The organism is Janthinobacterium sp. 35, from assembly GCF_002754575.1.
Lineage (GTDB): Bacteria > Pseudomonadota > Gammaproteobacteria > Burkholderiales > Burkholderiaceae_D > Janthinobacterium > Janthinobacterium tructae.
Map to the genome: position 1 here is coordinate 3,915,202 of NZ_PEFN01000001.1, position 15,823 is coordinate 3,931,024.

Annotated in this window: 12 protein-coding genes; 8 read left to right on the forward strand and 4 right to left on the reverse strand. The window is 62.5% G+C overall.

What is annotated here, in order from left to right; translation table 11 throughout:
* Positions 1–4 precede the first annotated feature (4 nt).
* The 3 genes from moaA to CLU93_RS17430 all read right to left on the reverse strand — a co-directional run bounded on the left by moaA (position 5) and on the right by CLU93_RS17430 (position 5,677).
* On the reverse strand, positions 5–1,126 hold the full coding sequence (gene moaA / locus CLU93_RS17420) for a GTP 3',8-cyclase MoaA (protein WP_099762488.1): 1,122 nt from the start codon (positions 1,124–1,126) through the stop codon (positions 5–7).
* 29 nt (positions 1,127–1,155) lie between these two features.
* Positions 1,156–2,487, reverse strand: a complete 1,332-nt coding sequence (gene chrA, locus CLU93_RS17425; protein WP_099762491.1) for a chromate efflux transporter — start codon at positions 2,485–2,487, stop codon at positions 1,156–1,158.
* A gap of 88 nt (positions 2,488–2,575) precedes the next feature.
* The gene (locus tag CLU93_RS17430) at positions 2,576–5,677 is read right to left on the reverse strand and encodes an Rne/Rng family ribonuclease (RefSeq protein ID WP_099762494.1); all 3,102 of its coding nucleotides are present in this window, start codon (positions 5,675–5,677) and stop codon (positions 2,576–2,578) included.
* A 697-nt stretch (positions 5,678–6,374) separates the two neighbouring features.
* Here CLU93_RS17430 and CLU93_RS17435 point away from each other — a divergent pair.
* The 4 genes from CLU93_RS17435 to CLU93_RS17450 all read left to right on the forward strand — a co-directional run bounded on the left by CLU93_RS17435 (position 6,375) and on the right by CLU93_RS17450 (position 9,536).
* Positions 6,375–7,370 (forward strand): RluA family pseudouridine synthase, encoded by a 996-nt coding sequence (locus CLU93_RS17435; protein ID WP_099762496.1) that lies wholly within the window; start codon positions 6,375–6,377, stop codon positions 7,368–7,370.
* A gap of 89 nt (positions 7,371–7,459) precedes the next feature.
* Entirely contained in the window at positions 7,460–8,119 is a 660-nt protein-coding gene (locus CLU93_RS17440; RefSeq protein ID WP_099762498.1) for an HAD-IA family hydrolase, read from the forward strand.
* Positions 8,116–8,493, forward strand: a complete 378-nt coding sequence (locus CLU93_RS17445; protein ID WP_180287873.1) for a Rieske (2Fe-2S) protein — start codon at positions 8,116–8,118, stop codon at positions 8,491–8,493. The genes CLU93_RS17440 and CLU93_RS17445 overlap by 4 nt, the downstream gene beginning before the upstream one ends.
* A 41-nt stretch (positions 8,494–8,534) precedes the next feature.
* Positions 8,535–9,536, forward strand: a complete 1,002-nt coding sequence (locus CLU93_RS17450; protein ID WP_099762501.1) for a S49 family peptidase — start codon at positions 8,535–8,537, stop codon at positions 9,534–9,536.
* A 378-nt stretch (positions 9,537–9,914) separates the two neighbouring features.
* Here CLU93_RS17450 and CLU93_RS17455 read toward each other — a convergent pair whose 3' ends face one another.
* Entirely contained in the window at positions 9,915–10,289 is a 375-nt protein-coding gene (locus CLU93_RS17455) for a hypothetical protein (RefSeq protein WP_099762503.1), read from the reverse strand.
* A 257-nt stretch (positions 10,290–10,546) separates the two neighbouring features.
* Between CLU93_RS17455 and CLU93_RS17460 the strand changes: the two genes are divergently transcribed.
* From CLU93_RS17460 to flhA, 4 genes are all read left to right on the forward strand, one after another.
* Positions 10,547–11,257 (forward strand): pseudouridine synthase, encoded by a 711-nt coding sequence (locus CLU93_RS17460; RefSeq protein WP_099762506.1) that lies wholly within the window; start codon positions 10,547–10,549, stop codon positions 11,255–11,257.
* A gap of 88 nt (positions 11,258–11,345) precedes the next feature.
* On the forward strand, positions 11,346–12,344 hold the full coding sequence (locus CLU93_RS17465) for a fumarylacetoacetate hydrolase family protein (RefSeq protein WP_099762509.1): 999 nt from the start codon (positions 11,346–11,348) through the stop codon (positions 12,342–12,344).
* A 139-nt stretch (positions 12,345–12,483) separates the two neighbouring features.
* Positions 12,484–13,677: a flagellar biosynthesis protein FlhB gene (gene flhB, locus CLU93_RS17470; protein WP_099762511.1), complete on the forward strand. Its 1,194-nt coding sequence runs from the start codon at positions 12,484–12,486 to the stop codon at positions 13,675–13,677.
* Positions 13,674–15,770: a flagellar biosynthesis protein FlhA gene (gene flhA / locus CLU93_RS17475; RefSeq protein ID WP_099762513.1), complete on the forward strand. Its 2,097-nt coding sequence runs from the start codon at positions 13,674–13,676 to the stop codon at positions 15,768–15,770. Before flhB ends, flhA begins: the two co-directional genes overlap by 4 nt.
* The last annotated feature ends 53 nt before the right edge of the window (positions 15,771–15,823 follow it).

The following is a 15,823-nucleotide window of genomic DNA, read 5'->3' on the forward strand; positions in this document are numbered from 1 at the left end:
CGATTCAGCCGCCGATGTACGACATTTCCACTTTCTTTTTACCGTGCTCAAGCGTGGTGCCCGTCAAATCTGTCTGGCTGGTGCGCAATTGCGAATAGCGGTCGGCGCGGCCGCGCCACAGCTGCGCCACGGCCGAGGAAATTTCCGCGTCGCTGCGGCCGCCGCGCAGCAGGCTGCGCAAGTCGTGGCCGCTGCTGGCGAACAGGCACGTGTACAGCTTGCCCTCGGTCGAGAGGCGGGCACGGCTGCAATCGGCGCAGAACGCTTGCGTGACGCTGGAAATGAGGCCGATTTCGCCGCTGCCATCGGCATAGCGCCAGCGCGCCGCTGTCTCGCCCGTGTAGTTGGGGTTGATGGGCAGCAAGGGCATGTGTGCACCGATGCGGCGCACCACTTCTGCGGACGGGATGACTTCCTGCAAGTTCCAGCCGTTCGAGGCGCCCACGTCCATGTATTCGATGAAGCGCAAGATGTAGGGCGTGCCCTTGAAGTGGCGCGCCATGGGCACGATTTCCTGCTCGTTCATGCCAGCCTTGACGACCATGTTGATCTTGATGGGGCCTAGGCCGGCTGCATGCGCCGCATCGATGCCGTGCAGCACGTCGGCCACGGCGAAATCGACGTCGTTCATGCGCTTGAAGGTGGCGTCGTCGAGCGAATCGAGCGAGACGGTGACCCTGTTCAGGCCCGCATCCTTCAAGGCTTGGGCCTTTCTGGCGAGCAAGGAGCCGTTGGTCGTCAGGGTCAGGTCCAGCGGCTGGCCCGACGGCGTGCGCAGCGCGGCCAGCATGGCGATGAGTTTTTCGATATTTTTGCGCAGCAGCGGTTCGCCGCCCGTCAGGCGGATCTTTTCCACGCCGTGTTCAACGAAAAGGCGCGCCACGCGCGTGATTTCCTCGAACGACAGCAAATCCGTGTGCGGCAGGTACACGTGATTCTTGTCGAACACGTCTTTCGGCATGCAATACACGCAACGGAAATTGCAGCGGTCGGTAATCGAGATGCGCAAGTCGTGCAGGGGCCGGCCCAGGCTGTCGGCCACATTACCGCTGGGACTTTCCAGCCGCGCGGGGATCACCAAGGCCCCATTGCGGGCCTCGGCGAGGTAGATAATCTTGTCAGCCATGAAAGGTGATACCACTTACGTTAAATCGGTCAAGGCAGATACGATAGCACGAGGCCGAAGATGGCACAGGCGAGCAGCAATTTGATGGTGCCCACTTGAAACCTGAGCAGCGCCACGCCGGCCGCCAGCGCGATGAACATCGCCAGCCAATCCCAGTGCGGCAACGGGTTTGCTTGCCAGAAGACATGGCGGCCAAAGAACAGGGCCAGGCTGGCGATGACGCCCACCACGGCCGCCGAAATGGCCGTCAGGGGCGCGCTCAGGCGCAAATTGCCGCGCGACGCTTCCACCAGCGGCGCGCCGGCCAGGATGAAGATGAACGAGGGCAGGAAAGTAAACCAGCTGGCGACGAGCGCGCCGCAGACGCCCGCCAGCCACAGGTGCTCGCCTGCCACGGCATGGCTCCAGCCGCCGACAAAACCGATGAAGGCGACGATCATGATCAAGGGGCCGGGCGTCGTTTCGCCCAGCGCCAGGCCATCCATCATCTGCGCGCTGTTGATCCAGTGGTAGTGGTCGGCGGCGCCCTGCACCAGGTAGGGCAGCACGGCATACGCGCCGCCGAACGTCAGCAGGGCGGCCTTGCTGAAAAACACGCCCATCTGCGCCAGAGGCTGGTCCGCACCGCCCGCCAGCGCCAGGCCCAGCCAGGCGAAGAAGGCCAGCGCCAGGCCCAGTGCGCAAGTGGCCAGCAGGCGCGGCCATTTGAGCTGCGCGTGCTCCGGCGTGGGCGTGTCGTCATCGATCAGGGCGGCGCCGTAGCGGGCCGCGCCGCCATGGTGCGTGCCGCCAATATGAAAATGGCTCGGCAGCCAGCGCCCGCCAGCCATGCCCAGCAGGGCGGCGGCGAGCACGATCAGCGGAAATGGCAGCTGTAGCGCGGCGATGGCGACAAATGCTGCCGCTGCGATGGTGATCAGGCCGGGGCTGCGCAAGGTGCGCCGGCCCAGGCGCCAGGCGGCCGCCAGCACGATGGCGACGACGGCCGGCTTGATGCCGTACAGGATGCCGGCGATGGCGGCCACGTGGCCGTAGGCCATGTAGAGCCAGGACAGGACGATCAGCACCCCCAGCGAGGGCAGCAGGAACAGCAGGCCCGCCATCAGGGCGCCGCGCGTGCGGTGCATCAGCCAGCCGATGTAGATGGCCAGCTGGGTCGCTTCGGGTCCTGGCAGCAGCATGCAGTAGTTCAGGGCGTGCAGGAAGCGTTGTTCGGAAATCCAGCGCCGCTTTTCCACCAGTTCCGCATGCATCATGGCGATTTGCCCGGCCGGGCCGCCAAAGCTGACGCAGCCCAGCTTGAGCCAGTACCAGAAGGCGCTGCGCAGGCTGACGGTAGAAGGAGTGGCGTGCTCGTGCATGGCGGCTGGCTGGCAAAAAAGTGGACATAAAAAAGGGGAAGCCTGAGCTCCCCCTTTCATCATTGGCGGCTGGGCGAACCCGGCGCGCTTATGGACGTTGCGTGTTGACCTGGATCAACGGCTCATCCGATTGCGGCGGCAATGGCTTGCGTTCGCGCGGCTTGCGCACGGGAGCGACTGCCTTGGCGGCCGCTTCCTGCGCCAGGCGCAGTTTTTCCGGATCGGTGGCAGCCAGGGTCAGGCCGGCCGAACCGAGCACTGCGCTCAAGTCCAGCGGCGCAGGCGCCGGCGCTGCAGCGACGACAGGTGCTGGAGCAGGAGCAGGAGCAGGAGCGGGAGCAACTTCGGCAACCACCGGGGCGGCTTCCACCACGGCAGGTGCCGTTTCAGCCACTGGCGCTGGTGCTTCCTCGATCACGGCGATGGCTTCGACCAAAGGCGCAGCTTCCACCACTGGCACGGCTTCGACGATGATTTCCGCTGGCACCGGTGCAGCTTCCGTTTTCTCGGCAAAGCTGTACTTGGCAACGGGTGCCGGTTCGGCAGCGGCTGGTTCAGCTTGCACTGCAGCCGCTTCGACAGGGGCTGCCGGCACGATCACTTCAGCAACTGGTGCAGCTTCTGCGGCAGGAGCGGCTTCTTCGACCTTGGCCACTTCCACCACTTCGACCACGTCGATCACTTCCACGACGGCAGCTTCCACTGGCGCCGCGACGGCGACGACAGCGGTGGCAGCCACGACGGCGACCGGGGAAGCATCAGCGGCGGCTTCCGGCGCCGGGGCGACCGTAAAGCTGATCGCTGGCGCGTCCTGGCCTTCGTTCTCGCCGTTTGCCGATTCGATCAGCTCGCCCGTTTCGCGGTCGCGGCGGTTGCGGTTGCGGCCACCACGACGACGACGGCGGCGCGGTTCTTCGCCTTCCACGTCGTTTTCCGTTTCTTCGCCTTCAGGACCGGCATTGACCGGCGCTTTCAGCAAGCTCATTGGTGCTGCATCAGCGTCCGGACCGCTTGACGCCACGACCACATTGATCGCGCTGGCGCTGGCGCCAACCAATGCCAGCTCGTCAGCTTTCACTTCAGCAACAATAGCCTTGTCGGCGCGTGGTTCGCGGCCTTCGCGTGGCTGGCGTGGCGGACGTTCGGCGCGTTCCGGGCGCTCTGCGCGCTCAGGACGTTCCGCGCGTTCCGGGCGCTCACCGCGTTCGCGTGGTGCTGCCGTTGCCTCGCCCGCTTCACGCGGTTCGCGTGGCGGACGCGGTGGGCGTGGCGGACGGGCCGCCTTTTCCAGTGCTTCCGCTTCTTTCGCTGCATCGTCCAGGGCAGGACGGGCCTGGCCTGGTTCGCGTTCTTCGCGGCCAGGCTTGCCGTTGCGGCCACGGCCACGTGGGCCACGGCTGTTGCGGTCGCCGCGGTCGGCGCCGGCCGGCTTGGCTGGTGCGACAGGGGCGGGCGCTGGCGCCACCGGTGCCGGGGCGCCGGTGAAGAAGCTGATGATCTTGGCGATCAGGCCCTGTGGTGCGGCAGGCGCGGCCACCGGTGCTGGTTTCGCTTCGACAGGCTTGCGCTCGACCAGCGGTGCCGGCTGGTCAGGGGTGATCGTCTTGACGACGGCTTCCTGGCGCGGCTTGGCTTCTTCCTTCTGGCGCTTGCTGTAAGCCATGTCGGTTTCAGCGCTTTCGGCCAGGTTGTAGCTGGCCTGGCTGTCTTCCAGACGCGGATCGTCATGCTTGATGCGTTCCAGCTTGTAGTGCGGCGTTTCCAGATGCTTGTTCGGGATCAGGATCACGGCGATGCGGTGGCGGTTTTCGATCTTCAGTACTTCGCCGCGCTTTTCGTTCAGCAGGAAGGCGCCCACGTCCACGGGCACTTGCACGTGGATGGTGGCCGAGTTTTCCTTCATCGCCTCTTCCTGGATGATGCGCAGCACCTGCAGGGCGGACGATTCCGTGTCGCGGATGTGGCCGGTGCCGGAGCAGCGCGGGCACGTCACGTGCGAGCCTTCGGACAGCGAAGGGCGCAGGCGCTGACGCGACAGTTCCATCAGGCCGAAGCGGGAAATCTTGCCCATTTGTACACGGGCACGGTCATGGTGCAGCGCATCTTTCAAACGCTGTTCCACTTCGCGTTGATTTTTTGCCACTTCCATGTCGATGAAGTCGATGACGATCAAGCCACCCAAATCGCGCAGACGCAGCTGGCGGGCCACTTCTTCGGCCGCTTCGCAGTTGGTGTTGAAGGCGGTCGTCTCGATGTCCGAACCGCGCGTGGCGCGGGCCGAGTTGACGTCGACGGAGACCAGCGCTTCGGTGTGGTCGATAACAATAGCGCCGCCCGATGGCAGCGGCACGGTGCGGCTGTACGCCGTTTCAATCTGGTGTTCGATCTGGAAGCGCGAGAACAGCGGCACGTCGTCGCTGTAGCGTTTTACGCGGTGCACCATGTCGGGCATCACGTGGCTCATGAACTGGTGCGCCTGGTCGTAGATCTCGTCGGTGTCGATCAGGATCTCGCCGATGTCGGGCTGGAAGTAGTCGCGGATGGCGCGGATGACGAGCGACGATTCCTGGTAGATCAGGAAAGCGCCGTTGGCCGACTTGCCGGCGCCTTCGATGGCGCGCCACAGTTGCATCAGGTAATTCAAGTCCCACTGCAGTTCATCGACGTTGCGGCCGATGCCGGCGGTGCGGGCAATGACGGACATGCCAGCTGGCAAGTCCAGTTTATCCATGGTTTCGCGCAATTCCTGGCGCTCTTCACCTTCCACGCGGCGCGATACGCCACCGCCACGCGGGTTGTTCGGCATCAAAACCAGGTAACGGCCGGCCAGCGAAACGAACGAGGTCAGGGCAGCGCCCTTGTTGCCGCGCTCTTCCTTTTCGACCTGGACCATGATTTCCTGGCCTTCGCGCAGCGCTTCCTTGACGGAAGCGTTACGCACATCGACGCCTTCGCGGAAATATGTGCGGGCAACTTCCTTGAAAGGCAGGAAGCCGTGGCGGTCTTCGCCATAGCTGACGAAGCACGCTTCGAGCGATGGCTCGATGCGCGTGATGACGCCCTTGTAGATGTTGGATTTGCGCTGTTCGCGCCCGGCTGTCTCGATATCGATGTCGATCAGTTTCTGTCCGTCGACAATCGCTACGCGCAGTTCTTCTTGCTGCGTGGCATTAAACAACATGCGTTTCATTTTTATAACTCCGCGACCCGTAGGCCATCTCAAAGCCGCTTCCGGGGAAGCGGCGAAAGTACAGGGATATATGCGAGAACGGGAGTGTTGGCGGGGGAAATGCCCAGGCGTGCGGAGCAACAACGCGTACGAGATATGCGTTACGGCCGCAACAGGCGCGGTGAGGTCAATCGTCATGCCGAGTGCACAGGACACTTGCAACTCATCTGAAACAGCCCGGATGAGAATGAACTGCATCGGGGGCAGAGAATGCAAGTGGTCAGCAAATTCAGAGCCAAAATCGTTAGCCGGCTCATTACAGGGATCGCGATGGCGAGGCTTGGCCTCAGCCTATCATCGACAACCCTCAGTATTTGGCCACATACGGGGTTTGGCGAAAACGGCAAGCGTTATCAACTTCATCAACCCGCGAGCCCGACTCGATAAGTCGCGCTAACGGGTACTTATCCTTATAATCCCACACTCACTTCAGCATCTCCACGCGTTATCCGATTACAACTACGGTGCAACCTTGATTCGCGCAGGGATGGTGCATATACATTTTTTTCCACCGAATTTGCAATTTGGCGAGGCCGGTGGAGACGCCCCTGTGTAAAATGTGCTTTTATTCTTACACTCGCAGCAGCCAGGGCCGCAGCAAAAACAATTATATATTCAAAATGAAGGACTTAGAGAGATTTCTGGGAAGACATAGTAAATGAAGAGTCAAAAAGATGTTGTTCCCCCTTCAACACCCCCGGTTCAGCCGCAAGCCCAATTCGTAACGATCGCCGAGGAAGAAGCAGGCCAGCGCATCGACAACTACTTATTAAGAGTGTGCAAGGGAGTGCCTAAAAGCCACATCTACCGGATCTTGCGATCGGGAGAAGTGCGGGTTAATAAAGGCCGTATCGATCAACTGTACCGTCTCGTCGCCGGCGACGTGGTGCGCATTCCACCCGTGCGCGTGGCCGAAAAGGCGCCCACGGGCGCGCCGGCCGCCGAATTTTCGATCATCTTCGAAGATGCGCAGCTGCTCGTCATCGACAAGCCGGCCGGCGTGGCCGTGCATGGCGGCTCGGGCGTCTCGTTCGGCGTGATCGAGCAATTGCGCGCCTCGCGCCCCGACGCCAAGTTCCTGGAACTGGTGCACCGCCTGGACCGCGACACGTCCGGCTTGCTGTTGCTGGCAAAGAAGCGCACGGCGTTGACGAATTTGCACGAGCAGATGCGCGACGGCCTCACGGACAAGCGCTACCTGGTACTGGTGGCCGGTGACTGGAAGAATGCGCGCCAGCATATCAAGCTGCCGCTGCATAAATATACGACGGCCGAAGGCGAGCGCCGCGTGGCCGTGCAGGCCGATGGCCTGGCGTCGCACACGGTGTTTTCACTGTTGCATAAATATCACAACTTCGCCTTGCTGGAAGCGGAATTGAAGACGGGACGCACGCACCAGATCCGCGTGCATCTGTCTTCGTCCGGTTTCCCCATCGCGGGCGACGATAAATATGGCGACTTTGCCCTCAACCGTGCCCTGTTGAAAGCCGACAGCACGCGCGGCGCCCTGAAGCGCATGTTCCTGCACGCGCACCAGATCACGTTTACGCATCCGGAGACGGGCAAGACGGTGACCCTGAATGCGCCACTGGCTGCCGAATGCGAGCGTTTCTTGGTAAGCTTGGGCAAACCATTGGCCGTTGCCGCACGATAGCTCTCCATCGCGTGCGGGGACACTACTCACAAGGTAGTCAGTCGCCATCATTCATTCTCAAGGAGCCGGCGGCTTTGCCGTCGGGAAACATGGCAAGAAAGCAATTTGATCTGATCGTCTTCGATTGGGACGGTACCCTGATAGACAGTACCTCGACCATCGTCAAGTGCATCCAGGCGTCGGCGAAAGACCTGGGCTTGCCAATTCCCACCGAGTTGCTGGCCTCGCATGTGATCGGCCTGGGCTTGCAGGAAGCGATGCAGCTGGTGATGCCCGATGTCGAGCCGAAATACCATGCGCGCATGGCGGAACGCTATCGCTATCACTATCTGTCGCGCGACCATGAGCTGACCCTGTTTCCCGGCGTGCAAGAAATGCTGCTGGAATTGTCGCAGCAAGCGTACTTTCTGGCCGTCGCCACGGGCAAGAGCCGTGTCGGCCTGAACCGTTCGCTGAATGCCGTCAAGCTGCTGTCGCTGTTCGATGCGACGCGCTGCGCCGATGAAACGTTTTCCAAACCCCATCCGGCCATGCTGCAAGAGCTGACGCGCGAACTGGGGCAGGATATGCGCCGCACCGTGATGATCGGCGACACCAGTCATGATTTGTTGATGGCAAGCAATGCAGGCGCTGCCGGTATTGCCGTAGAGTATGGGGCGCATCCGGTGGCGCAGTTGCAGGCTTGCAACCCCCTGTATTCGGCCGCCACGGTGGCCGATCTGCACCAATGGCTGAGCGAGCACGCATGATGAGCGATGTGGTGGAAGTGTTGATTTGTGCCGCCGATGCGGTGGCCGATGGCGGCAAGGGCGTGCGCTTTCCCGTCTCGGCCGGTGGTGAAGCGACCACCGGCTTTGTCGTGCGCCACGGCGGCAAAGCGTATGGTTATCTGAACCGCTGCGCCCACGTACCGATCGAACTGGACTGGGCCGAGGGCGAGTTTTTCGAGTCCAGCGGCTTGTACCTGATGTGTTCGACGCATGGCGCCATCTATGTGCCGGAGAGCGGCCTGTGCGCGGGCGGTCCCTGCAAGGGCGGCCGTTTGCGCCCGATTCCCGTGAGCGAGCGCGATGGCCAGCTGTACTGGCAACCCGATGAGTATGTCCAGCCGCTGCCGGCCTGAAGACTGGCACAGGCATTATTGCAATTTAAACAAAGTGAACCATGAGCGATAACACGAATGACAAGCTGGACAGCAGCGCGCCAGCCGCCGGTCACGGCGCCCCTGCGGGGAACTGGGAGCGCGCCGTGCTGGAAAAGCTGGTATTTGCCACCTTGCAAGAGCAGCGCGCGCACCGCCGCTGGAGCATCTTTTTCAAGATCTTCGGCTTGCTGATCGTGCTGTTCGCCCTGTGGGTATTTTATGACTACAACACGGCCGACGACAGCGAGACCCTGGGCCGCCACACGGCCCTGATCGACATCAGCGGCAGCATCGAGTCCGAAGGCAGCGGCTCGGCCGCCGTCGTCATCCCCGCGCTGGACAAGGCGTTTTCCGATGCCGGTTCCGTGGCTGTGGTGCTGCACATTAATAGTCCGGGCGGCAGTCCCGTGCAGGCCGGCATGATCGTCGACGAGATGCAGCGCCTGCGCAAGGGCTATCCGGACAAGCCCTTGTATGTGGTGGTCGATGAAATGTGCGCCTCGGGCGGCTATTACATCGCCGCCGCCGCCGACCGCATCTACGTCAACAAGGCCAGCGTGGTCGGCTCCATCGGCGTGCTGATGGATGGCTTCGGCTTTACGGGCGTGATGGACAAGGTGGGCGTCGAGCGCCGGCTGCTGACGGCGGGCGAGAACAAGGGCTTCATGGACCCGTTCAGTCCCCTGACGGAAAAGCACAAGGCGTATGCGCAAGGCATGCTCAATGAAATCCACCAGCAATTCATCGACGTGGTGCGCACGGGACGGGGCAAGCGCCTGAAGGAAACACCGGATACCTTCTCGGGCCTGTACTGGACGGGCGCGAAAGCCGTGGAAATGGGTCTGGCCGACGATTTCGGCACGGTCGACAGCGTGGCGCGCGATGTCGTCAAGGCGGAAGACATCGTCGACTACACGCAGCATGAAGGCTTGCCGGAGCGGGTGCTGAAGAAATTTGGCGCCGCCATGGGCGCAGGCGCCATGAAGGCGGCCGTGCAGCAGTCACAACCGGCGTTGCGATAAGGATATCACTGTTGGCTGGCAGGCAAGCCAGTCGAGAATGATTTTCAATAAGATAGTAATTTGGCTTGAAAAAGGGGCTGTTTGGGCTATAGTGAAAGCGTAGTTCTTTTCAAGGAGGGGCGATATATCAACTATGTTGTCAGTACTAACTTGATTGGCAGGTCTTGGAACTACTCGCCGCATCGCAGATGTGGTTTTGAGTGAATTTACATTCCTCACTGAAGTCCCGATGGGGCTTGGGAACGGCGGCGCAATGCCGCCGTTTCCTTTTGTGCGTCGTCCGTGCCGGGTGGGCTGGCATCGTGCAATGCGTGATCTGGTCTGGCTGGCAAGACAGGCATGCGGGGGCAGGGCATGGCGGGTCTGATGGCGGCGCGCTCAGGCGGCGCAGCCGTTACAGTGCGCGGGCAGGGGGAGCGGTGCCGCTGCTGTGTTGCTGCCGGAGTTGGCGCTGCTGGCGCTGATGTCGGACGGCGTATCGGCCATGGCGGATGCGCTCACGTTGTCGGTTGCCGCATCCGCATGCGCAAAACCGCCCAGTTCCAGCCAGCACATGAACTGGCATTGCGCCTCGGCATGCCAGTGCGTCTGGCTCGCTGGCGATGGTGGCGCGTCCGCATCCTGCGGCGCAGGGGTGTTGCGCCAGCGCGCCACGCCGAGTCTGACCTTGTGCATGGCCGCCTGTTCCGCGGCGATGCGCTGGCGCATGTCGGCGATGCTGCCTTGTAAGGTGACGGTATCGGTATGCTTCATACGATGTCCTTATGAGGGGTGGCGACTGCCACAATTCCTAAAGTACATTAGGCGGATTCCTAACGAAGTTTCAGTCTATCAATGCGATATTCCGAGCGCTTGATATATCTCAAAGGATTGGGCCATTTATATCGAAATCTCACCTTGTGCTTTGCCTTATCTATGTCAGCGCAAGGCTGGCGCGCGCTCCACCGCCACGCGCAGGCCCCGCGCGGCGCCGCTTCCCGCTGTCAGCCGCTTCTGGTAAAGTCACGCCCATGAGTAAATTATCCCTAGACCGCATCCTGCAATCGCAGGGTTTTGGCACCCGTAAATATTGTCGTTCCCTCATCGAAGATGGCGATGTCGTCATCGATGGCGTCACCCAGACCACTTACCGCACCACCGTCGAGACCGAAGGCCTGGTGCTGCACGTGTTTGAAGAAGAGTGGGTATACCGCGCGCACCTGTACCTGGCGCTGAACAAGCCCGCCAACTTCGAATGCTCGCGCAAGCCCAGCCATCACCCTGGCGTGCTGACCCTGCTGCCGGAACAGTTCACCTGGCGCGAAGTCCAGCCCGTCGGCCGGCTCGACCACGATACGACCGGCATGCTGCTGATGTCCGACGATGGCCCCTTTATCCATGCACAATCGTCGCCGAAGCGTCACGTTCCCAAGATTTACCAGGCTACCACGCAAGAGCCCGTGACCGATGAACTGGTGGCGCAGCTCTTGGCAGGCGTGCAATTGCACGATGAACCGGCCGCGCTGGCGGCCCTCGTCTGCATCAAACGGGGAGAGCATCAGCTGGAAATCGTGCTCGAACAAGGCAAATACCACCAGGTCAAGCGCATGCTGGCCGCCGCCGGCAACCATTGCAGCGCGCTGCACCGTTCCGCCATCGGCAGCCTGACGCTGGAATCGCTGGGCATCGCCGAAGGCGAGTGGTGCTATCTGACTCCCGAGCAGATCGCGCTGCTGGCATAAATCCCTCCTGACCGCCAAAGCCGGGAATGTCCCGGCTTTTTGGCGTCTTTGGTCCCTAATTGCCCGCATTTGACGAAGTTTCCCGTACATGAAATTAGCAACTTTGAAAGACGGCACGCGCGACGGCCAGCTGGCTGTCGTCTCGCGCGACCTGAAAACGGCCCACCTGGCCGATGGCATCGCCTCGACCTTGCAAAAGGCGCTCGACGACTGGAGTTTCATCGCGCCCCAGCTCGATTTGCTGTACCAGACCATCAATAGCGGCCGCGGTCACCGCGCCTTCGACTTCGACCCTGCCAACTGCATGGCGCCCTTGCCGCGCAGTAGCTTGCGCGTGGCCGGCGCCTCGTACCTGCAGCAGATCGAGCGGGCCTGCAAGGCGGCGGGCGTAGACGCGCCCGCCAATCTGCGCGAGGCGCCGCGCCTGTACCAGGGCGCCAGCGACGATTTCCTCGGCGCCCACGACGACATCACTCTGGCGCACGAACAGTGGGGCATCGATTACGAGGCGGGCATCGCCGCCATCACGGACGACGTGGCCATGGGCTCGACGCCGGACCAGGCGCACCTGAACATCAAGCTGTTGATGCTGGTCAACGACATCAGCTTGCGCAACCTGGCGCCCGAGGAGCAGGCCAGCGGCTACGGCTACCTGCAAGCGAAGCCGGCCATGGCCTGCTCGCCGGTGGCCATCACGCCCGACGAGCTGGGCGACGCCTGGCGCGGCGGCAAGGTGCATTACGCCTTGCGCTGCAGCCTGAACGGCAAATTGACGGGCCAGCCCCACGCGGGCGCCGACATGGCCTTCAATTACCCGCAATTGCTTGCGCATCTGTGCCGGACGCGCAACGCGCGCGCCGGCAGCGTGGTCAGCGCGGGCGGCGTCGCCAACAAAGAGATTAAAAAGGGTTTTTCCAGCATCGTTGAGCGACGTAACCAGGAGATGATCGCCGATGGCGTCGCCAGTACGCCCTATTTGCTGTTCGGTGATGTTGTTCGACTGGAAATGCTGGGCGATGACGGCAAGTCGCTGTTTGGCGCCATCGAGCAGACCGTCAAGCAGGCAGAGGCCAGGAAGTCCCGCTAAGGTTTCTGGAGAGCAAAGGAAAAGCAGGGGATTCGCCCTCCTTTTCCCTTGATGGCGTTGCGCTAATTAAACCGATAATGCGTCATGCCCAGTCCGTATTGCGCCTAACCAGGCTGCAGGACTTCACCGGAGTTGATTGATGTCGGAAGACAGCGACGCAGAAAAGACCGAAGCCGCGTCACCGAAGCGCCTCGAGCAGGCGCGTGAGGAAGGCGACGTTCCGCGATCGCGTGAAGTGGCCACGTTTACGGTGTTGATGGCGTCCGGCTGCTGCCTGTGGTTTGCCGGCGACGCCATCGTGCGCCGGCTGACGGCCGTCATGGTCTCCGGCCTGACCCTGGACCGCGAGCAAATCCTCAATCCCGACGCGATGATGTTGCGCATCGGCTACGACGTGGGCTCCGTCTTGCTGACTTGCCTGCCGTACGCCGCAGCCATCATGCTCGTCGCGCTGGCCTCGCCCGTGCTGGTGGGTGGCTGGCTGTTCAGTTCCAAGGCGTTCACCCCCAATTTTGGCAAGCTCAACCCGATTCGCGGCCTGGGCAATATGTTTTCGAAGAATGCGCTGGTGGAATTGCTCAAGGCCATCGCCAAGACGCTCGTCGTCGGCGTCGTCGCCTGGATGGTGATGCAGCACCAGAAAGACGCCGTGCTGGGCCTGTCGGTCGAATCCTTGCGCGCCGGTTCGGCCCATCTGATCAGCCTGCTGATCACGGCCTTTTTGCTGATCGTCGGCGCGCTGGGCCTGATCGCCGCCATCGACGGCCCGTACCAGATGTGGCACTACGCTAACAAGATGAAAATGTCCTTGCAGGAAGTCAAGCAAGAGGCGAAGGAGTCGGACGGCAATCCGCAGATCAAGGCGAAGATACGCCAGATGCAGCATGAAATGTCGCGCCGCCGCATGATGGCCGACGTGCCGACGGCCGACGTGGTGGTGACCAATCCTACCCATTACGCGGTGGCCTTGAAGTATGGCGAGAATTCGCGCGGCGCGCCGCAGGTGGTGGCCAAGGGCATCGACGAGGTGGCGGCGAAGATCCGCGAACTGGCCGGCGAACACAAGGTCGCCATCCTCGAAGCGCCGGCCCTGGCGCGTGCGCTGTACCAGCACACGGACATCGGCGACGAGATCCCCGAGGCCTTGTATGGCGCCGTGGCCGAAGTGCTGGCCTACGTGTTCCAGCTGCGCAGCTACGGCAGCGGCCATGGCCAGCGTCCCGACAAGCCGAAGAAACTCGACGTGCCGCCCGAGCTCGATCCGCTCGACCCCGCATCGCAGATCAAGGCCGCAGCCGACGCGGCAGACAAGAATAAAGGAAGTACACCATGAACGGCCTGAGATTGCCAGCCTGGCTCAGCGGTATGAGCAGCAACGCCAGCAAGGGCATCGCCGCGCCGGTCATCATCATCATGCTGCTGGCGATGATGGTGCTGCCGCTGCCGGCCTTCATCCTCGACATCTTTTTCAGTTTCAATATCGCGCTGTCCATCATCGTGCTGCTGACGGCGCTGTACACGGTCAAGCCGCTCGACTTCATGGCCTTCCCGACCATTTTGCTGGTGTCGACCATGCTGCGCCTGTCGCTGAACGTGGCGTCCACGCGCGTGGTGCTGACGGAAGGCCATACGGGCGCGGACGCGGCCGGTAAAGTGATCGAGGCGTTCGGCCACTTCCTGATCGGCGGCAACTACACGGTCGGTATCGTGGTGTTTATCATCTTGACCATCATCAACTTTACCGTCGTGACCAAGGGTGCGGGCCGTATCGCCGAGGTGGGCGCCCGCTTCGCGCTGGACGCCATGCCTGGTAAACAGATGGCCATCGATGCCGACCTGAACGCCGGCCTGATCGGCGAAGACGAAGCGCGCCGCCGCCGCACGGAAGTGGCGCAGGAAGCGGAATTCTATGGCGCCATGGACGGTGCCAGCAAATACGTGCGCGGCGACGCCATCGCCGGCATCATGGTTACCGTCATCAATATCGTCGGCGGCTTGCTGGTGGGCTTGTTGCAGCATGACATGGGCTTTGCCGATGCACTCAAGAACTACACCCTGCTGGCCATCGGTGACGGCCTGGTGGCGCAGATTCCTTCGCTGATCATTTCCACGGCGGCCGGTATCGTCGTCTCGCGCGTGGCCAGCGACCAGGACATCGGCACCCAGCTGGTCGGTCAATTGTTTGCGAAACCGCAAGTACTGTATATCACCGCCGGCATCATCGGCGGCATGGGCCTGATTCCGGGCATGCCGAACATGGTCTTCCTGCTGCTGGCCTCCGCGCTGGCCGGCTCCGCCTATCTGATCAGCAAGAAGCGCACGCAGGAAAAAGAAGCGGCCGAGAGGCCGGCCGACGTGCCGCCGGCCACCGTGGCGCCCGAGCAGGAAGAAGCCAGCTGGCAAGACATCATGCCCGTCGATACCCTGGGCCTGGAAGTGGGCTACCGCCTGATCCCCCTGGTCGACAAGACGCAGGGCGGCGAATTACTCAAGCGCATCAAGGGCATCCGCAAGAAATTTGCCCAGGAAGTGGGTTTCCTGGCGCCACCCGTGCATATCCGCGACAACCTGGAGCTCAAACCGTCCGCCTACCGCATCACCCTCAAGGGCGTGGAAGTGGGCGTGGGCGAAGCGTTCAACGGGCAGTTCCTGGCGATTAATCCCGGCATGGCCAGCGGCACCTTGCCGGGCGTGGCCACCAGCGACCCCGCGTTCGGCTTGCCCGCCACCTGGATCGACGCCAGCTTGCGCGACCAGGCGCAATCGATGGGCTACACGGTCGTCGATGCGGGCACCGTGGTGGCCACGCACTTGAACCACCTGATCACCTCGCACGCTTCCGAACTGCTGGGCCGCGCGGAAGTGCAGTCGCTGCTCGATCACCTGGGCAAGGATGCGCCGCGCCTGGTGGAAGACCTGGTGCCGAAGATGCTGTCGCTGTCGACCCTGCAAAAAGTGCTGCAGAACCTGCTGGCCGAGGGCGTGCACATCCGCGACATGCGCAGCATCATCGAAACCCTGGCCGAGCATACGGTCAATACGCAAGACCCGAACGAGCTGACGGCGCTGGTGCGCGTCTCCCTCGGTCGCGCCATCGTGCAGCAACTGTTCCCCGGTGCGGCCGAATTGTCCGTGATGACCCTCGACAGCCGCCTGGAGCGCCTGCTGATGCAAGCGATGGGCAACGGCGGCGACGGCGCCGGCATCGAGCCGGGCCTGGCCGATACCATCGCCCACCAGGCAGGCCTGGCCGCGCAGCAGCAGGAGGCGCTGGGCCTGACGCCGGTGCTGCTGGTGCCGGCGCCGCTGCGCGCCTTGCTGTCGCGCTTCCTGCGCCGCGCCTTGCCGCAGCTGAAGGTACTGTCGCATGCGGAAGTGCCGGAAACCAAGACCATCCGCGTCACGGCGCTGGTGGGGGCGCAATAGTCGGCTTTGCTAAGACCGCAAACCCTAAGCGAAGGGCCGGGGTCGAACCCTCA

Coding starts and splice junctions, on each gene's coding strand:
- moaA (WP_099762488.1), bottom strand. CDS start 1,126: ATGGCTGACAAGATTATCTACCTCGCCGAGGCCCGCAATGGGGCCTTG.
- chrA (WP_099762491.1), bottom strand. CDS start 2,487: ATGCACGAGCACGCCACTCCTTCTACCGTCAGCCTGCGCAGCGCCTTC.
- CLU93_RS17430 (WP_099762494.1), bottom strand. CDS start 5,677: ATGAAACGCATGTTGTTTAATGCCACGCAGCAAGAAGAACTGCGCGTA.
- CLU93_RS17435 (WP_099762496.1), top strand. CDS start 6,375: ATGAAGAGTCAAAAAGATGTTGTTCCCCCTTCAACACCCCCGGTTCAG.
- CLU93_RS17440 (WP_099762498.1), top strand. CDS start 7,460: ATGGCAAGAAAGCAATTTGATCTGATCGTCTTCGATTGGGACGGTACC.
- CLU93_RS17445 (WP_180287873.1), top strand. CDS start 8,116: ATGATGAGCGATGTGGTGGAAGTGTTGATTTGTGCCGCCGATGCGGTG.
- CLU93_RS17450 (WP_099762501.1), top strand. CDS start 8,535: ATGAGCGATAACACGAATGACAAGCTGGACAGCAGCGCGCCAGCCGCC.
- CLU93_RS17455 (WP_099762503.1), bottom strand. CDS start 10,289: ATGAAGCATACCGATACCGTCACCTTACAAGGCAGCATCGCCGACATG.
- CLU93_RS17460 (WP_099762506.1), top strand. CDS start 10,547: ATGAGTAAATTATCCCTAGACCGCATCCTGCAATCGCAGGGTTTTGGC.
- CLU93_RS17465 (WP_099762509.1), top strand. CDS start 11,346: ATGAAATTAGCAACTTTGAAAGACGGCACGCGCGACGGCCAGCTGGCT.
- flhB (WP_099762511.1), top strand. CDS start 12,484: ATGTCGGAAGACAGCGACGCAGAAAAGACCGAAGCCGCGTCACCGAAG.
- flhA (WP_099762513.1), top strand. CDS start 13,674: ATGAACGGCCTGAGATTGCCAGCCTGGCTCAGCGGTATGAGCAGCAAC.